The organism is Tabrizicola oligotrophica (assembly GCF_011008935.1).
GTDB lineage: Bacteria > Pseudomonadota > Alphaproteobacteria > Rhodobacterales > Rhodobacteraceae > Tabrizicola_A > Tabrizicola_A oligotrophica.
The window spans coordinates 685,407-702,462 of sequence record NZ_JAAIVJ010000001.1; the positions used below are offsets into that span (position 1 = coordinate 685,407).

Genomic DNA, 17,056 nt, shown 5'->3' on the forward strand with positions numbered 1-17,056 from the left:
TGCCACATCCCACATCACGCGAGGCGACGATGGCGTCGAAGTTCACTCAGTCCAACCGGACGGGCTGGCTCATGGCGGGGCCGGCGATCCTGCTGATCGCGGGGTTCGTGATCCTGCCGTTCTTTCTGGCCATTGGCCTCTCCTTCACCAATCAGCGGCTGGTGTCGCCCAACCCGACCGAATTCATCGGGCTGTCGAACTACCGCCAGCTGCTCGATGTGGCCACCCTTACGCTGGAGCCGGTCCGCGACGCGGCAGGCGAGCTGGTGCTGAAGGACGGCGCGCCGGACTATCCCTCGATCCGCAGCCTGACGCGCAACAACCCCGACCGCCCCGATCTTGCGGGGATGCGCGAGTGGTTCAGCTTTTCCACAGGTGGCGCGGCGCGGACGGTCGTGCTGGCGCGCGACGTGGTGTTCATGACGGCCATCGTCAACACCTTCGTCTTCGTGCTCGTCGTGGCTCCGGTGCAGGCGGGGCTCGCCCTCGGTCTGGCGCTGCTGATCAACCAGCGTCTGCGCGGCATCAACATCTTCCGCGCCCTCTATTTCATGCCCGTGGTCGTGTCGATCGTGGTCGTGTCGCTCTTGTGGCGGCTGATCTATGACGGGCAATCGGGCCTGCTGAACAACCTGCTGGGCACGCTCAGCTTCGGCACTCTGCCGGCCGTCGACTGGCTGGGCAATCCCTCGACAGCGCTTGGCGCAATCATCGCCATGTCGATCTGGCAGGCGGTGGGCTTCCACATGGTGATCTGGCTTGCCGGGCTACAAACCATTTCGCCGACGCTTTACGAGGCGGCGGCCATCGAGGGTGCCTCGAAATGGCAGGTGTTTCGCTACATCACCTGGCCGGGCCTGCGCAACACCGCGATCCTGATCCTGATCGTGATCACCATGCAGGCCTTCGGTCTGTTCGCCCAGATCGACGTGATGACCAACGGCGGCCCGCTCGACAGCACCCAGACGATCGTCTTTCAGGCCATCGAACGCGGCTACGGCAAGCAGGACATTTCCGGCGGCTCGGCGATCTCGGTGATCCTGTTCGTCATCGTCCTGACGATTTCCCTGATCCAACGCTGGCTGACGCGGGAAAGGAGCTGATGACCATGATTTCCGCCGACACCCAAGGCCTGCGCCTTGCCACCCGCTATGCGGTTCTGGTGCTGATCGCGCTGATCTTCGTCTTCCCGCTGGTGTTCATGGTGATGTCCAGCCTGAAGCCCGACCAGCAATTGCTGCAGGATTCCGGCTCGCTCCGCGCTTTCCTGCCGGTGGGCGACATCAGCCTGGACAACTATGCCGCCGCCTTCCAGCGCGCGCCGGTCTGGACCTTCGTCTTCAACTCCGTCCTCATCACCGGCGTGACGGTGGTGCTGTCGCTCGTGGTCTGTTCCGCGGCCGGCTTCGCCTTTGTCTTCGTGCGCTGGAAGGGGCGCGAAACCCTGCTCGCCATCCTTCTGGCCACGCTGATCCTGCCTTTCGAGACGATCGCCATTCCGCTGCTGCTGATGGCCGCCAACCTGCCCTGGCTCGGGCTGGACGGCATCAGCTGGGGCTGGATGAACAGCTACCGCATCCAGATCGTCCCCTTCATCGCCGATGGCCTGACGGTCTTTCTCTTCGTGCAGTATTTCAAGGACTTGCCGGGCGAACTGATCGAGGCCGCCCGGGTGGAAGGCGCCAGCTGGGCGCAGATCTACCGCAAGGTGGTGATGCCGCTGTCCGGGCCGATCCTTGCCACGGCGGCGATCCTGAAATTCCTTGTGATGTACAACCAGTATCTCTGGCCGCTGATGGTCACGCAGGAAGAAGGCTACCGCCCGGTGATGGTGGGCCTGCAATACTTCTTCCAGCTCAACGTCGCATGGGGCGAGGTCATGGCCTATCTGAGCCTGATCACCGTGCCCGTGCTTGCCTTCTACCTTTACCTGCAAAAATCCTTCATCGCGTCGATTGCCTCGACCGGCGTGAAGGGCTGAGGAGATGACACATGGCTCATAAGATCGCCGACCGATGGATGTGGGACAGCTGGTATGCCAAGGATGGCGACACCTTCCACGGCTATTTCCTGCAAGCGCCGAAATCGCTGATCGACCCCGATCTGCGCCACATGAACGCAACTCAGCGCCACGCCGTGTCCAAGGACCTGGTGAACTGGACCGATCTCGGCACCTCGTTCGAACCGCAGCGCAACGGCCCGGCCTGGGACGACAGCACGACCTGGACCGGGTCGGTCGTGCAGGATGACGCCGGGCTTTGGCACCTGTTCTACACCGGCACGCGGAAATCCGAACGCTCGCTCTATCAGCGGATCGGCCACGCCACGTCGAGCGATCTGCACAACTGGACGCGGGTCGGCACCGGTCTCTGCCTCGACCTGACCGGCCCGAATGCCGGCTGCTACGAGATCGACCACAAGGACAGCGGCTGGCACGATCGCGCCCTGCGCGACCCCTGGGTGATGAAAGACCCCGAGGGCCACGGCTGGCTGATGTATTTCACCGCCCGCGTGCCGGGCGTGCCCGAACTCAACGCCGGCGGGGCGGTCGGTTTTGCCACCTCGCCCGACCTGATGACCTGGACGCTGCAGCCCCCGGTGTTTCACGGCGGCTTCGGCCAGCTTGAAGTGCCGCAGGTCTTTCAGCTCGGCCAGCGCTGGTACTGCCTGTTCTGCACCGCCGCGGGCCACTGGTCCGAGCAATATCGCCGCGACAATCCCGAAACGCCGCTGACCGGCTCGCATTACCTGATTTCCGATCATCCCCGCGGCCCGTGGCGCATCGCCCCCGGCCCCTTCCTTGACGGGGCCGAACCCTGCCGGCGCTACGCGGCCCGGATCGTCGAGGGGCCGCAGGGTCTGGTCATCCTCGGCTTTGCCGACGGCGGCAAGGATCATTTCGGCGGCTATGTGATGGACCCCGAAGCCATCACGGTAAATCCGGCGGGCCTCTTGCATGTGGCCCCCCTTCTGCAAGCGGCGGAGTAGGACATGGCACGGATTCAGCTGAAAGACCTGCGGAAAAGCTACGGCAATGCCCATGTGATCAAGGGCGTCGACATCGACATCGAGGATGGCGAGTTCTGCGTTTTCGTCGGCCCGTCCGGTTGCGGCAAATCCACCCTGCTGCGGATGATCGCCGGGCTTGAGGACATCACCTCGGGCAGCCTGACCATCGCCGAGCGCCGCGTCAACGACCTGCCGCCCGCCCAGCGCGGCGTGGCCATGGTGTTCCAGTCCTATGCCATCTTCCCGCACATGACCGTGCGGGAAAACGTGGCCTTCGGCCTGACCATCGCGGGGGCGTCCAAGGCGGAAAAAGCGGCCAAGGTCGCGGAAGCCGCCCGCATCCTGCAAATGGAGCATCTGCTCGACCGCCGCCCCAGCCAGCTTTCGGGCGGCCAGCGCCAGCGGGTCGCCATCGGCCGCGCCATCGTGCGCCAGCCCAAGGTCTTCCTGTTCGACGAACCGCTCTCGAACCTTGATGCCGCGCTCAGGATGGACATGCGGATGGAGATCGGCAAGCTGCACAAGGCGCTTGGCGCGACCATGATCTATGTCACCCACGATCAGGTCGAGGCGATGACGCTCGCCGACAAGATCGTGGTGCTGAAGGACGGGCAGGTCATGCAGATCGGCACGCCGATGGAACTGTATCAGAACCCGGCCAACCTGTTCGTCGCGGGCTTCCTTGGGGCGCCCTCGATGAATTTCCTTAAGGTCACGGTACAGGCCGTCAACGGCAACACCGCGCTGGTGTCGAACGCCGCCCTGGACCCGGTCGAAGTCTCGACCCGTTCGGCCAGCTTCAAGGCCGGAGATGCGGCAATCCTTGGCCTGCGCCCGCAATATCTCTCGATCGCTGAAGCGCCGGGGCGCCTGCAGGGCACCGTGGCCCTGACCGAACGGCTGGGCGCGGAAACGATGGTCGAGGTAAAGCTGAAGGACGACAGCTCGCTGATCGCAGCCCTGCCGCAGGATGTGGTCTTTCCAGTCGGGGCGCAGGTGGCCTTCGATTTCGCCGCCGACAAGGCGCATCTCTTCGCCGCGCCCTGATCTTTTCGGGGGCGCTCCGGCCAGACCGACCACCAGCCCAGGGCCGGGGCGCGCAGGACAGATCTGCCGGCCGCGCCTGCGCCGCTCTGTGCCCGCAGCGCGCCGGGCACAAGGCCAGAGGACAAACCTGACCACCGCTCGCCTGGCCGCACCCGCGCCCGGCTCCAGGCATCGCAAGGTTTTGCACGCGGCCCCATCGGCGGGCACGCTTGCGGAACGCCCCCGCCATGCTGCGCGCGCCCCTGCGACGACACGCGGGACGGGCACCGCAGCCAAGGACGGAGTGTCCCACGCCAAAACCTGTGGGGCCTGCCGCAGACGTCTCTCCCCTCGTGGCAGCCGCGACAAGTCCGGCCAGCCCGGCACCCGCCCACTCAGGAATGCCCCGTCCGCGCAAGCCTACATCCGCAAGTGGCGGCTCTGCCGGTGCTGCCGGGTTGCGGCCACTGGCGGCAAGATCCCGGTTTGGCCGGGCAGGAGAGCCGCAATTCGCCCCTCCCGGAGCTGCGGCGCGGGATCTCTGCAAGCCCTGCCCGTCCCCCCTTTCCCCCGCCGCCAATCTCCGCCATTGTGCCGCGCGAACGCTCCCAGCCGGACCCATCCCCCATGACTGCCGACACCACCCGCAAGGGCATCCTGTTGATGATCCTTGCGGTTTTCCTCTTTACCGTCATGGATGCCGTCGCCAAGGGGCTCATCGCCCGTTACCCCGCGCCGCAGGTGGTCTGGGCGCGGTTTGCCGGGCAGGCGGTGATCGTGGCGGCGCTGCTCGGCCCGCGCATGGGGCCGATGCTGCGCACGGCGCACCCTTGGCTGCATCTCTGGCGCTCGGCCTTCCAGCTTTGCGCGACGGGCTTCTTCTTCCTGTCGCTGGCCTATATCGGCCTGCCCGAGGCGACTGCGCTGGCCGACACCAGCCCTGTCCTCATCACCCTTGGCGCGGCGCTGTTTCTGGGCGAAAAGCTCGGCCCGCGCCGCCTGTTCGGCGTCTTTGCCGCGCTGGCCGGGGCGCTCATCATCATCCGGCCGGGGGCCGAGGTGTTCCAGCTTGCCGCCCTCCTGCCGCTTGCCAACGCGGTCGCCTATGCCGGCAACGCGCTGCTCACCCGCCATATCGGCGCGCGCGAGCCGTTCTGGACCTCGCTGATGTATGGCGCGCTTTTCGGCGCGCTCGTCACCGGCGCCTGGCTGCCGCAGGTCTGGATCACGCCAAGCCTGCCCGACCTCGGGCTGTTCTTCCTAGTCGGATGCCTTGGCACCGCGGCGCAGCTTTGCATCATCCGCTCGTTTTCCAGCGTCGAAGCCTCGGTCGTCGCGCCCTTCACCTATCTTGGCATCGTGTTCTCGACGCTCTGGTCGGTGCTGTTCTTCGACGACTGGCCCGATGGCTGGACGCTGATCGGCGCGCTTGTGATCGTCGTCGCGGGGCTTTATGTCTGGCACCGCGAAACTCTGGCCGCGCGCAAGGCGCAGGCGCTGGCTCTGGATGACTGACAAGCCTCCCTTTCAACCCGCCTACTGGCTGTCCGACCGCGTGATCCGCGGCCTGATCGCGGCGATGCTGGCCTTGCCCTATGGCCTGCGCGTGCCGTTCATGGGCTGGCTGATGCGGCAGGTGATCGGTCCGCTGGCGGGCTACGGCCGCCGGGCGCGGGAAAATCTGGCGCTGATCTGGCCCGACATGCCCGAGACCCGCCGCCGCAAGATCGCCGCGGGCGCGCTCGACAATGCCGGTCGCAGCCTGATCGAGAACTACTCCACCGCCGAGTTCACCGCGCGCGCCGCCGGCTTTCCGATCTCCGGCCCCGGTCTTGCCGCGCTGGAGGCCGCCAGTGCCGAAGGCCGCCCGGTCATCCTCGTCTCCGGCCATTTCGGCAATTACGAAGCGGCGCGGGCGGCGCTGGTTGCGCGCGGCTTCGTCATCGGCGGGCTTTATCGGCCGATGCGCAATCCCTATTTCAACGCCCATTACATCCGCACGATGGAGGCCTTCGGCGGCCCGGTCTTTCCGCAGGGCCGCACCGGGACGACGGGCTTTGTGCGGCACCTGAAGGCCGGCGGGCTGCTGGTGCTGCTGTTTGACCAGAACGCCCGCGGCCCACGGATCGACTTTCTCGGCCACCCCGCCCAGACCGCGCTGTCCGCCGCCGAACTGGCGCTGCGCTATGGGGCGGATCTGATCGCGTTCTACGGCACAAGGCAGCCTGACGGGCTGGGCTTCACCGTCGCGCTGGAAGCACCGATCCCGCACAGCGACGCGCTTGAGATGACCAAGGCCCTGACCCGCAGCCTCGAGGCCCGCGTACAGCACAACCCCGAGCAATGGTTCTGGATCCACCGGCGCTGGAAGACCACCCGCAGACCGTCGGAATAGACCTTGGGGCAGCGCCTCAGTCGATCCGCGCCGCCGCCAGAATCTCTGCCGGACCCTGCCGCTGCACGATCACCACGCCCGGCCCGTCGCCGGGCGCCGGCGCCGCCAGTTCCAGCGGTTCCTGCCCCGACCAGTCGCCCAGACGTTCCCATGAGGTGACGATGTTGCGATATTCCACCGCCAGCCCGGCGTTCTCGCCATGGCTGATCTCGACTGTGGCCCCCGGCCGATACCCCACCAGCTGCACCATCGCCGGCGCGTCCAGGGGCGGAATGGCGACAGCACGGATCACCAGTTGCCGGCCGACCCGCGTGACCGTCAGCCGCACCGGGCTGCGCACCTGCGCCGCGCGGGCAATCGCCTCGGCCACGGCCTCGGGCTCATGGCCGACCACCCGGTCCACCCCGCCGACGATCATCTGCGGCGTGTAGATCATCCGCTCTCCGACTGCCTTGGCATAGGCTTTCTGCCGCTTGGTGAATCCCGGCTGGGCGAACTGGTCGGCCCAGCCGATGTAATCCCAATAGTCCACATGCAACGCAAGCGGGATCACCCCCGGCTGGTCGGCAAGCTCGGCCAGCAGCGCATCCGCCGGCGGGCAGGACGAGCAGCCCTGCGAGGTGTAAAGCTCCACCACCACCGGCCCCGCCGCCTCTTGTGCCAGCGCGCCTTGGGCGGCACAAAGCCACAGGCCGCATGCGGCGCTGACAATCTGTCGCATCATGGTGGTTCCGATCCCCGGTTGCCCCTTCCTTCTACAAAACCGCAGGCCCCGCTGCCAATCAAGGTTTTGCGAGCCGGACCCGCCCCGCGCCTCACGATCGGTCGACCGTGCCGCCCTTGAAATTGCCCGAAGATTGTCGCTTCCTATTCGGCATACAATTGCATACAATGCAGGCCAAGCCCGAATGATTCCCTTGCGCGGGTCGCGTCCTTGCGGCAAAGACCCTGCCAACCACAGCCATCGTCCAGCCATTGGAGGCCCCCATGACCGTGACCGTCGGACACGACAGCGCCAAGACCCGCCAGACCCTGACCGCAGGCGGCAAGACCATCGCCTATTACTCGATCCCCGCCGCCGAAAAGGCGGGCCTGGGCGAGTTCTCCCGGCTTCCGGCCTCGCTGAAGGTGGTTCTGGAGAACATGCTGCGCTTCGAGGACGGCAAGACGGTTTCGGTGGATGACATCAAGGCCTTCTCCGACTGGGGCAAGAAGGGCGGCAAGAACCCGATCGAAATCGCCTACCGCCCGGCCCGCGTCCTGATGCAGGATTTCACCGGCGTTCCGGCCGTGGTCGACCTTGCCGCCATGCGTGACGGCATCAAGGGCCTTGGCGGCGATGCGCAGCGCATCAATCCGCTCGCCCCGGTTGATCTTGTCATCGACCACTCGGTGATGATCGACGAATTCGGCACGCCGCGCGCGTTCCAAGCCAACGTCGACCGCGAATACGAGCGCAACATGGAGCGCTATGTCTTCCTGAAATGGGGCCAGAACGCCTTCAACAACTTCCGCGTCGTGCCCCCGGGCACCGGCATTTGCCATCAGGTGAACCTTGAATACCTCGCCCAGACTGTCTGGACCGACACCGACCAGACCGGCGTTGAGGTTGCCTATCCCGACACGCTGGTCGGCACCGACAGCCATACCACCATGGTCAACGGCATGGCCGTCCTCGGCTGGGGCGTCGGCGGCATCGAGGCCGAAGCGGCGATGCTGGGCCAGCCGGTCTCCATGCTGATCCCCGAAGTCGTCGGCTTCAAGCTGACCGGCGCCATGATCGAAGGCACCACCGCCACCGACCTCGTGCTGAAGGTCGTGCAGATGCTGCGCAAGCATGGCGTGGTGAACAAGTTCGTCGAATTCTACGGCGAGGGTCTTGACCACCTGCCGCTCGCCGACCGCGCCACCATCGCCAACATGGCCCCGGAATACGGCGCCACCTGCGGCTTCTTCCCGATCGACGCCGAGACCATCCGCTACCTGCGCAACACCGGGCGCGACGAGGCCCGCATTGCGCTGGTCGAAGCTTACGCCCGCGCCAACGGCATGTGGCGCGACGAAGGCTATGACCCGATCTACACCTCCACCCTGCACCTCGACATGGGCAGCATCGTTCCGGCCATCTCCGGCCCGAAGCGCCCGCAGGACTACCTGCCCTTGACCGAAGCGGCGCAAACCTTTGGCGAATACATCCGCTGCGAGCGGAAACTGCCGGTTGCCAGCGCCGAACAGACCATCGAATGGAATGCCGAGGGCGGCGCCGATTTCCCGGCAGAGCTGTCCGGCCATTGCGGTTTTTCCTTCGCCAAGGTCGCCGGCAAGAACTATGCGCTGCGCGACGGCTCGGTGGTGATCGCCTCGATCACCTCCTGCACCAACACCTCGAACCCCTATGTGATGATCGGCGCCGGTCTGGTCGCCCGCAAGGCCCGCGCCCTTGGCCTGAAGTCCAAGCCCTGGGTGAAAACCTCGCTTGCGCCCGGAAGCCAGGTCGTCAGTGAATACCTGAACGCCGCCGGGTTGCAGGAAGACCTTGATGCCGTCGGCTTCAACCTTGTGGGCTATGGCTGCACCACCTGCATCGGCAACTCCGGCCCGCTTGACCCGGCGATCTCGGCGGCGATTGCCGAAGGCGATCTGGTGGCCACCTCGGTCTTGTCGGGCAACCGCAACTTCGAAGGCCGCATCTCGCCCGACGTCCGCGCCAACTACCTCGCCTCGCCGCCGCTGGTCGTCGCCTATGCGCTGGCCGGCGACATGAACATCGACCTGAGCTGCGAGGCCCTCGGCACCTGCAAGGACGGCAAGCCGGTCTATCTGAAGGACATCTGGCCGACCAACAAGGAAGTCGCCGATCTCGTCCACAGCACCGTGACGCGCGAAGCCTTCCGCAAGAAATACGCCGATGTCTTCAAGGGCGACGCCAAATGGCAGGGCGTCAAGGTGACCGACAGCGAAACCTACGACTGGCCGGCCTCGTCGACCTATATCCAGAACCCGCCCTATTTCCAGGGCATGGCCAAGACCAAGGGCGCGATCCACAACATCTCCGGCGCCCGCGTTCTGGCACTTCTGGGTGACATGATCACCACCGACCACATCTCGCCCGCGGGCAGCTTCAAGGCCGGCACCCCGGCCGGTAAATACCTGACCGAACGTCAGGTTCCGGTATCCGAGTTCAACTCCTACGGCGCGCGTCGCGGCAACCATGAAGTGATGATGCGCGGCACCTTCGCCAACATCCGCATCAAGAACGAGATGCTGGACGGCGTTGAAGGCGGCTTCACCAAAGGCCCCGATGGCGCGCAGACCACCATCTTCGACGCCTCGATGGCCTATCAGGCCGCCGGCACGCCGCTGGTGATCTTCGGCGGCATCGAATACGGCGCTGGCTCCTCGCGCGACTGGGCGGCCAAGGGCACCGCGCTTCTGGGCGTCAAGGCGGTGATCGCGGAATCCTTCGAGCGCATCCACCGCTCGAACCTCGTCGGCATGGGCGTCATCCCCTTCGAGTTCACCGGCGGCGACACCCGCAAGACCCTTGGCCTCAAGGGCGACGAGGTGGTGGCCATCGAGGGGCTGGAAGGCGATCTGAAGCCGCTCTCCACTGTGCCTTGCCACATCACCTATGGCGACGGGTCGACGAAGACCATCCAGATCAAGTGCCGGATCGATACCGCGATCGAGATCGAATACATCGAACACGGCGGCGTCCTGCACTACGTGCTGCGCGATCTGGCGTCGCGCTGACCGAAACAGACTGTTTCCAAGACGAAGGCCCGGAGCGATCCGGGCCTTCGGTCTTGTTAAGCCCGCAGAAAGCCCTGCGCCGCTAGCTTTGGGGACACCCCTTCACAGGCTGCCCCGATGACCGTTACCACCGCACCCCGCTTCCCTGCCCTCGCCGCCCCCGACCCCGCGCCGCCCGCCCGCAGGCGTGTCCTCGGCCTGTTGCTCGGCCTTCTGCCGATCCCGATTGCCGAAATCGCCATCCTCCTGACCGCCTGGCTCCTGATCCTGCCGGTCTGACCCCATCGGAGCCGGATAACACCTCCCCTCCCCCTCCGTGGGCAGGGGCCGAGGGTGGGGGGCAGCGCTTCCCGGCAAAGACCACGAGTCAGACAGATTGGCCATCACCAGCCCCAGCGCCCGACCGGCGGCCAAAAGCATCCCCCCAACCGCAATGTCCCCTCCCCTCCCCCTCGCGGGGAGGGGCCGGGGTGGGGGGCGGCGCATCCCGGCAAAGACCGTGAGTCAGACAGATTGGCCATCACCAGCCCCAGCGCCCGACCGGCGGCCCAACGCGCATCCCCCCGACCACAAAGTCCCCTCCCCTCCCCCTCGTGGGGAGGGGCCGGGGGTGGGGGGGCACTGAGCGGCGACACTTGGTTTGATATTTGGGGGTTTGGCGGATTGTTTAAAATCAAGGGGTTATGGGGAAGCGGTGTCACTTGGTTTTACACGTTTCAGGCGGAATTGGTGGGGTTTGCGGGGTCTGCAAACTCTGGTGTCAGAAAAATATTCAATAAAATCAATGGTGCAGAATTTGCAAAGGGAACCGATTGGTTCCCGTTTCCCTTCTAGTTGGCAACCATTTAGTTGCCGGTTGCCGATCCGATTCCGGAACCGAAACGATCTTTCAGGACGCCTTCCAATTCAGACTTCATCGCTCGCTCAGCAACTGCAAGGGTAGCCCTCGAAGTTCCCGCTTCCGTAATTGCTTTGGCCTTCTCGCCCGCTCGCCAGCCAATGTCTGCCGCCCATTCTTGGGGTGTCAAGCCGAGCAACGTTCCGTCTGATCTCAGGACCGCTTCACCTTGTTGCAGCTTGTTCAAGAGCAACTCGAAACAAGGTAGCGCGCCTGACATGGCAGAAAGCCGGACTATTTGGGCAACCTCATCCCCGACCGGTTGAGCGCCAAAGACCAACCAATCCAACGATACTTCAAGTCCTAGAGCAATTTTCTTCAGGGCATCAAGGCCGGGCAAAGGCCCTGCTTTCAAGGACATATAGCTTTCAAGGGTCTGTTTCGGGATGCCTGTTTTTTCAGACATGATCCGAGCATTCCAGTTGTTCCGCTCACGCAAACCGCGAAGGCGCGCGGAAAATGTGTCCTCAGCCATAACAAGCCTCTTGTAAGTTATGATGATCATCATATGTCGTATGAAGATCACCATGCGTCGAAACCATGAATACCAAGATAGTCGAAAACGCAGCCGAAGACCACATGCTCTTGCGTGTCCGGTCAGCATTCATTCAGCAGCGAACGACGCTGCACGCTTGGTGCAACTCCAATGGGATTGACCCTGCCGGGGCACATCGTGCCCTTACCGGGAAATGGGCTGGACCTAAGGCGACGGCACTGGTGGCCAAGATCAAGTGCGCAGCAGGGGTATCAGTAGAATGATGCTGGCTGTTTCAGACCTCGTTGGATTGCCCGGCCTTCCCACATCCGAAAGAGGGTTGCGCGACTGGCTCAAGCGTCTTGCGGTGCCAGTTCAGCAAGACGGCAAGCGCTTTATCTACTCGCTTATGGACCTTCCCGAAGACGTTCAGCTTGCCTATAGGCTCAAGCTTGCCGAAGAGGCGGGGCTTGCCTTTGGGGAACAGGATGACGCGGCGCACCTTGCTTTGATGGCAAAACCGGTAGGGGTGCAGGCCACGGCACATGCGCGGGCCAAGGTGCTAGGGATTGTGCATAAGGGCCGCGCGGCGGGCCTGAAATTGCATCAGATCGCACCGCAGATCAAGGCGGCAAGCCTTGGTGAAGTGCCCTGTGAACAGACCGTTAACAGGTGGTTTAAACGGGTTGAAGGGATTGACCCGGCGAACTGGGCACCTGCGCTTGCGCCTGACTTCAAGGGGCGCACCGCCCGCGCGCCAATGTCAGAAGCGGCATGGGATGAGTTCTGCGCTTTGGTCGCGGCATGGGGCCGGAACGGCACCGGGGCGAACCTCAAGAAGGCTTGGGCAAAGGTGGCGGAAAAGAAGGCCAAGGAAGGTTGGGTTTGGCCCCCTTACCGGACGGTTCTTCGCACCTTCTACCGCCTGCCAGTCGAAGAACAGCGCACCTTGACCAAAGGTGAAGAGGACGCGGCAAAGTCGCTGACCTTGCGGTTGCATCGGTCGGTTGACGGCATGAAGGCGATGGAACAGGTCGAACTGGACGGCCGCGAGTTCAAGGTGAAGGTCCGGTTTGAGAACGGCACGGTCGGTTGTCCTTGGATTATCGTCTATGCAGACCGGGCGTCTTCAAAGATTGTCAGTTGGGCTATCTCGGACTCGGAAAACGAAGAGGTTACGGCAGAGGCGACGCGCCTCATGTGCGAAACCCACGGGATTCCCCGCCGTGTAGTTACAGACAACGGCGGGGCTTTCAACGGGCGGCGCATGGCTGGTGGCCTGACACCCTTGATCCGGCGCAAGGACACTAAGACACCTGATTGGGACGTGCCGGGCCTGTTCAAGATTTACGGCATCGATCTGGTGAACTGCGCCCCGCGCAAAGGGTGATCGGCTTGGCATCTTCAAGCCTGCCCTGTCGGAAATGGGACAAGCGGCCAAGCGTCACCCGGACGAACTGATTTTCGATCTTCTGGCGCGCGGCTTTGCCTCGCCCTGCTATGACGGGCAAAACTTCTTCGACACCGATCACCCGGTGAAAGACGCCGAAGGCAACGATACCACGGTTGCCAATACCGACGGCGGTACGGGCGATGCGTGGTTCCTTCTGGACACCTCGCGCGGGGTGCGCCCGATGATCTGGCAAGAGCGGGACGGCTATGAGTTCCAGCAGCTCACCCGCCCCGAAGACGAACACGTCTTCATTCACGACAAGTACCTCTATGGGCTGCGCGCCCGCGTCAATGCGGGCTTTGGCCTGTGGCAGTTGGCTTGGGGGTCCAAGCAGGCGCTGAACTCCACCAACTACGCGACGGCGCGCGCGGCGATGATGGGCTTCACCGCCGATGGCGGGCGCAAGCTTGGCATCGTGCCGAATGTCCTGGTCGTGCCGCCCTCGCTTGAAGAGGCGGCACTTCACCTGGTCAACACCGAAACCAAAGACGGCGGCGGTTCGAACCCTTGGAAGGGCACGGCCAAGGTCATCGTCACGCCGTATCTGTAAAGGGGGCTTCAATGACTGCGTTGAACAGCGGGCGTAACACCACCATGCGGCTTGGCGACCATCGCATTGAACCGATGGCGGCAGCCGTGAAGGTCTTCATGGGCGCAATCGTCATGCGCAACGCGGCCGGGCATGTGACCAAAGGGGCTACGGCGACCGGCTGCATCGGTGTTGGCCGCGCCTCTGACACTTTCGACAACACCACGGGCGCGGCGGGTGATCTGCGCTGCGAATACCGGACGGGCATCTTTGGCTTTGCCAACCTTGCCGCCGATCTGGTGACACAGGCGGACGTTGGCAAGCTGTGCTACATCGCCGACGATCAGACCGTCGCCAAGACCGATGGCACCGGAACCCGCTCGCCTGCGGGCTATGTGGATGGCATCGAGGGCGGCACGGTCTGGGTTCGCCTTGACGAAGCCGTGACGCGCGGCGGCATCTGATGACCGGGCTTGTTCTTGCCACCTGTGACCGGGCCTTGGGGCCAAGCGGCGCGGCCCCGGAATGGGTCCACCTTCTGCCCGATGGCAAGATGACCGGCCGCGACGGCCGCACATTCGAACTGGCCGACGCGGCGGGCCTTGTGCTGGCCTTCCAGTCCAGCAGCATCGATCTGCCAATTGACTATGAACACCAGAACGACAAGCCCGAAGCCAAGCTTTCCGGGCCGGTGCCTGCGGCCGGTTGGATCAAGGAACTCAAGGCAGACGAAAGCGGCCTTTGGGGCCGGGTAGAATGGACGGCAACCGCGCGCGAGATGATCGGGCGCTAGGAATACCGCTATCTCAGCCCCTCCTTTCTCTTCCACCCCAAGACACGGCAAATCGTGCGCCTCAAGGGCGCGGGGCTTGTCCACAATCCGAACCTTCACCTTACGGCCCTTGCCAGTCAGGAAACCGTCATGCCGCCCGAACCCGCCACCCCCAAGACGCCTGCCGCCGATCTCAGCTTTGCCGAGTTTGGGACAGAGCTGGCCAAACTGCTTGGCCTGTCTGCCGGTGCCTCGCCCAAAGAGCTGATGGCCAAACTTGCCGCCCAGCTGACCAAGGAGCCCGACCCGGCCAAATACATGCCGGTTGCAGCGGTGCAGGAAATGCTTTCGGTGCGCCGCGCCGAGAATGCCGAAGTGGCTGAAGGCCGCGCACAGGAAAAGGTGCGCGCGGCAGTCAACGCGGGTTACATCACGCGCGGCATGCAGACTTGGGCCTTGGCCCTGTGCCGGTCGGATGAAGCGTCCTTTGATGACTTCCTGTCAGGTGTCGGCCCGGTCTTCGCGCATTTCGGCAAGCCAGCGCCGGTATCCGGTCCGGCCCCTGACCGGATCAGCGGGACGGCGCAAGCCGAGTCGGAAACCGAAGCCTCTATCTGTGCCCAGCTCGGGCTTAAGCCCGGCACGCTGGCCAGCTCATAAGCGCCTGAGAGCGCCAAGGATGCCTCTGGCCGGTTGTATTGCGAAGCCGACCGGCCAGAGGTCAAGAAGCCGCGCCGAACCTTCTCCGGGGTCAAGCGCGGTTCCTGTTGCCGGGTGGCACGAGACGCCCGGCAACACCCCTTCTTTGCGGTGCCGGTCGCGCGCTGCTTCCCCCGTCTGGAATGTTCCCCATGCCCACAGACAGCACCGCCCTTCACCGCCCCATGCCGCGCCCCACGGCACAGGTTGAACCCTATGTTGAAGCCTTGGGCGCGGATACGGCCGTCGCCTTCCTTGTGGCCTTTGGCGGGGCAGAGCTCACCATCGCGGAAGAGCCGACAGAGCGCGCGGCATATGTCCGGTTGATCGGGCAGGAAAAGGCCAAGTCCCTCGCGGCCGTCGCACACCGCCTGCCCTTGCGTGTCCCTCTGGCATCGAAGTGGCTTGCCGCCATGCTGCATTGGCAAGGCCACTCAACTGCCCACATCGCCCGAACCTTGCGCGTGTCCGAGGTATCGGTTCGGCGCTGGCGCAAGGGATAGGAAGCCATGTTCACGGTTGAGCTTGAGGAAGACGAAATCACGGCGGGACTTGTCCGGCTGGCCTCGTCTATGGACAACCTAATTCCGGTCATGGATCAAATCGGGCAATACATGGTCGCAAGCACGCGCCAGCGTATTGCAGATGGGGCCACGCCCGAGGGTCAACGCTTTGCGCCGAAGTCGCCCGCCACAATCCAAAGCTATCTTACGGGCGGGTTTCAAAAAGGCGCTTCGGCGGGGCCTTTGATCCGAACGGGCGACATGATGGGTATGTCCCTGCACCATGAGGCAGGCCCCGACTTCATGGAGCTGTCATCTTCCGCCCTCTACGCCGCTGTGATGCACTTCGGCGCGCCGAAGGGGTCACTTGGGGCCTATTCCGGCACGGACAAGAACGGTCGCGCATTTAACGGGGTTGCCCCTTGGGGCGACATTCCGGCCCGGCCGTTTATGGGCTTCTCGGAACAGGACCGCACGAATGTCACGGACCTTATTGCCGACGCTATGACGCAAGCTTGGGGCAGGCCCGGATGACACGAAAACCCTACGATAACCCAGTGCGAATCGTCGGACAGTTGCGCGGCAAGCTGGCCGATCTGGACCGCGATTTGACCGGCCTTGAAGGTGCCTTTAAAGGGGGCGTTAAAGGGGCGTTTAACGGCGATGCAAAGGCCGCGCACCGCGCCGCCCACAAGCGCGGCGGATTGCCCAAAGTCGAAGCAGACCCCGAGGTCAAAGCCTTCATCATCGCCCGCCTTGACCGCCTGACCTTTAGCGATATCGTGGCAGAGCTGAAGCAAGCCTTCCCGCCAGACCGCCACATTTCCCGGTCAAGCGTCCACCGCTGGTGGCTCAAAACAGGCCGCTTCCTGCCGCTTGAAACAGCCCAAAGCGATGGCGCTCAATCGACAAATATCAGCTCCAATCGGGTAATCCCGTAATTCGCCATCTTTTGTCAGACCTTATGACACTGCACCGCAGAGCATGTGGCAACACACAGGGCACCCCCATCACTCCGCGAAAACCGTGACTTCCGGCAGATCGGTCAGCGCCAGCCCGAGCGCGCGATAGGCGGCCAGCGACAGAAGCGCCCCGCCCGACCCCGGCAGCAGATCCACCGCGACCGAAGCCCCGCTTGCCGTCACCACCTTGCCCTTGCCCGGCGCCGAGACGAGGGGCGATTTCAGCCAGAACCCCTGCTCTGCCGGACTGCCCAAGGCCACGCTGGTCTTGCCGAGCTCCCGTGCGCCTGCCACTGGCGCCGCCAGCGCCGCGGCCTTCTCGGCGTCGGTCGTCTGGTCCAAGGCCGCAGCCGACTGCGCGCCCGGTTGCAACATGACCTGCGCTGCGTCCAGCGGCGCCACATCGGCCGCAGGCCTACCGCCCCCCTGCCGGCCCAAGCCGGCGCAGGACGTCAGGGCCGCGATGCAGAGGGCAGGAACCAGCGCGTGTTTCATCATGCCTAAGACGATAGTCTGCCGCCCAGCGTCACGCAACCGCCGCTTTCCTCCTTGTCGGCGGCGGTCCGCGCGCCTACCTTTACG

Annotated in this window: 17 protein-coding genes and 1 pseudogene; 15 read left to right on the plus strand and 3 right to left on the minus strand. The window is 64.3% G+C overall.

Going from position 1 to position 17,056, the window contains the following annotated elements; translation table 11 throughout:
* Positions 1–29 precede the first annotated feature (29 nt).
* From G4Z14_RS03320 to G4Z14_RS03345, 6 genes are all read left to right on the plus strand, one after another.
* Positions 30–1,103, plus strand: a complete 1,074-nt coding sequence (locus G4Z14_RS03320) for a carbohydrate ABC transporter permease (RefSeq protein ID WP_164623316.1) — start codon at positions 30–32, stop codon at positions 1,101–1,103.
* Positions 1,103–1,981, plus strand: coding sequence for a carbohydrate ABC transporter permease (locus G4Z14_RS03325; protein ID WP_164623317.1), 879 nt, complete (start codon positions 1,103–1,105; stop codon positions 1,979–1,981). The genes G4Z14_RS03320 and G4Z14_RS03325 overlap by 1 nt, the downstream gene beginning before the upstream one ends.
* A gap of 11 nt (positions 1,982–1,992) precedes the next feature.
* Entirely contained in the window at positions 1,993–2,988 is a 996-nt protein-coding gene (locus tag G4Z14_RS03330; protein WP_164623318.1) for a glycoside hydrolase family protein, read from the plus strand.
* 3 nt (positions 2,989–2,991) lie between these two features.
* Entirely contained in the window at positions 2,992–4,056 is a 1,065-nt protein-coding gene (locus tag G4Z14_RS03335) for an ABC transporter ATP-binding protein (RefSeq protein WP_164623319.1), read from the plus strand.
* Between the two features lie 606 nt (positions 4,057–4,662).
* Positions 4,663–5,550, plus strand: coding sequence for a DMT family transporter (locus G4Z14_RS03340; RefSeq protein WP_164623320.1), 888 nt, complete (start codon positions 4,663–4,665; stop codon positions 5,548–5,550).
* Positions 5,543–6,430, plus strand: coding sequence for a lysophospholipid acyltransferase family protein (locus G4Z14_RS03345; RefSeq protein ID WP_164623321.1), 888 nt, complete (start codon positions 5,543–5,545; stop codon positions 6,428–6,430). The genes G4Z14_RS03340 and G4Z14_RS03345 overlap by 8 nt, the downstream gene beginning before the upstream one ends.
* A 16-nt stretch (positions 6,431–6,446) precedes the next feature.
* Here the strand turns inward: G4Z14_RS03345 and G4Z14_RS03350 are convergent, their stop codons facing one another.
* A complete protein-coding gene (locus tag G4Z14_RS03350) occupies positions 6,447–7,151 on the minus strand; it encodes a DUF1223 domain-containing protein (RefSeq protein WP_164623513.1) in 705 nt (234 codons plus the stop codon).
* A gap of 266 nt (positions 7,152–7,417) precedes the next feature.
* Here G4Z14_RS03350 and acnA point away from each other — a divergent pair, with 266 nt between their 5' ends.
* Together acnA and G4Z14_RS03360 are read left to right on the plus strand one after the other, a co-directional pair.
* Positions 7,418–10,183 (plus strand): aconitate hydratase AcnA, encoded by a 2,766-nt coding sequence (gene acnA / locus G4Z14_RS03355; RefSeq protein WP_164623322.1) that lies wholly within the window; start codon positions 7,418–7,420, stop codon positions 10,181–10,183.
* A gap of 117 nt (positions 10,184–10,300) precedes the next feature.
* On the plus strand, positions 10,301–10,462 hold the full coding sequence (locus tag G4Z14_RS03360) for a hypothetical protein (protein ID WP_164623323.1): 162 nt from the start codon (positions 10,301–10,303) through the stop codon (positions 10,460–10,462).
* A gap of 566 nt (positions 10,463–11,028) precedes the next feature.
* Here G4Z14_RS03360 and G4Z14_RS03365 read toward each other — a convergent pair.
* Complete coding sequence (locus G4Z14_RS03365; protein WP_164623324.1) at positions 11,029–11,556, minus strand: helix-turn-helix domain-containing protein; 528 nt, start codon at positions 11,554–11,556, stop codon at positions 11,029–11,031.
* 280 nt (positions 11,557–11,836) lie between these two features.
* Here G4Z14_RS03365 and G4Z14_RS03370 point away from each other — a divergent pair, with 280 nt between their 5' ends.
* The 7 genes and pseudogenes from G4Z14_RS03370 to G4Z14_RS03405 all read left to right on the plus strand — a co-directional run bounded on the left by G4Z14_RS03370 (position 11,837) and on the right by G4Z14_RS03405 (position 16,453).
* The gene (locus G4Z14_RS03370) at positions 11,837–12,946 is read left to right on the plus strand and encodes a transposase domain-containing protein (RefSeq protein ID WP_164623325.1); all 1,110 of its coding nucleotides are present in this window, start codon (positions 11,837–11,839) and stop codon (positions 12,944–12,946) included.
* 34 nt (positions 12,947–12,980) lie between these two features.
* A complete protein-coding gene (locus G4Z14_RS03375; RefSeq protein ID WP_164623326.1) occupies positions 12,981–13,559 on the plus strand; it encodes a Mu-like prophage major head subunit gpT family protein in 579 nt (192 codons plus the stop codon).
* Positions 13,560–13,570: 11 nt separating this feature from the next.
* Positions 13,571–14,002, plus strand: a complete 432-nt coding sequence (locus G4Z14_RS03380) for a hypothetical protein (RefSeq protein ID WP_164623327.1) — start codon at positions 13,571–13,573, stop codon at positions 14,000–14,002.
* A pseudogene (locus tag G4Z14_RS03390) lies at positions 14,002–14,970 on the plus strand (phage protease). Before G4Z14_RS03380 ends, G4Z14_RS03390 begins: the two are co-directional and overlap by 1 nt.
* A gap of 224 nt (positions 14,971–15,194) precedes the next feature.
* Positions 15,195–15,512: a helix-turn-helix domain-containing protein gene (locus G4Z14_RS03395; protein WP_164623329.1), complete on the plus strand. Its 318-nt coding sequence runs from the start codon at positions 15,195–15,197 to the stop codon at positions 15,510–15,512.
* Positions 15,513–15,518: 6 nt separating this feature from the next.
* The gene (locus tag G4Z14_RS03400) at positions 15,519–16,046 is read left to right on the plus strand and encodes a phage virion morphogenesis protein (RefSeq protein WP_164623330.1); all 528 of its coding nucleotides are present in this window, start codon (positions 15,519–15,521) and stop codon (positions 16,044–16,046) included.
* The gene (locus tag G4Z14_RS03405) at positions 16,043–16,453 is read left to right on the plus strand and encodes a hypothetical protein (protein ID WP_164623331.1); all 411 of its coding nucleotides are present in this window, start codon (positions 16,043–16,045) and stop codon (positions 16,451–16,453) included. The genes G4Z14_RS03400 and G4Z14_RS03405 overlap by 4 nt, the downstream gene beginning before the upstream one ends.
* A 69-nt stretch (positions 16,454–16,522) precedes the next feature.
* Here the strand turns inward: G4Z14_RS03405 and G4Z14_RS03410 are convergent, their stop codons facing one another.
* The gene (locus G4Z14_RS03410) at positions 16,523–16,969 is read right to left on the minus strand and encodes a hypothetical protein (RefSeq protein ID WP_164623332.1); all 447 of its coding nucleotides are present in this window, start codon (positions 16,967–16,969) and stop codon (positions 16,523–16,525) included.
* Between the last annotated feature and the right edge of the window lie 87 nt (positions 16,970–17,056).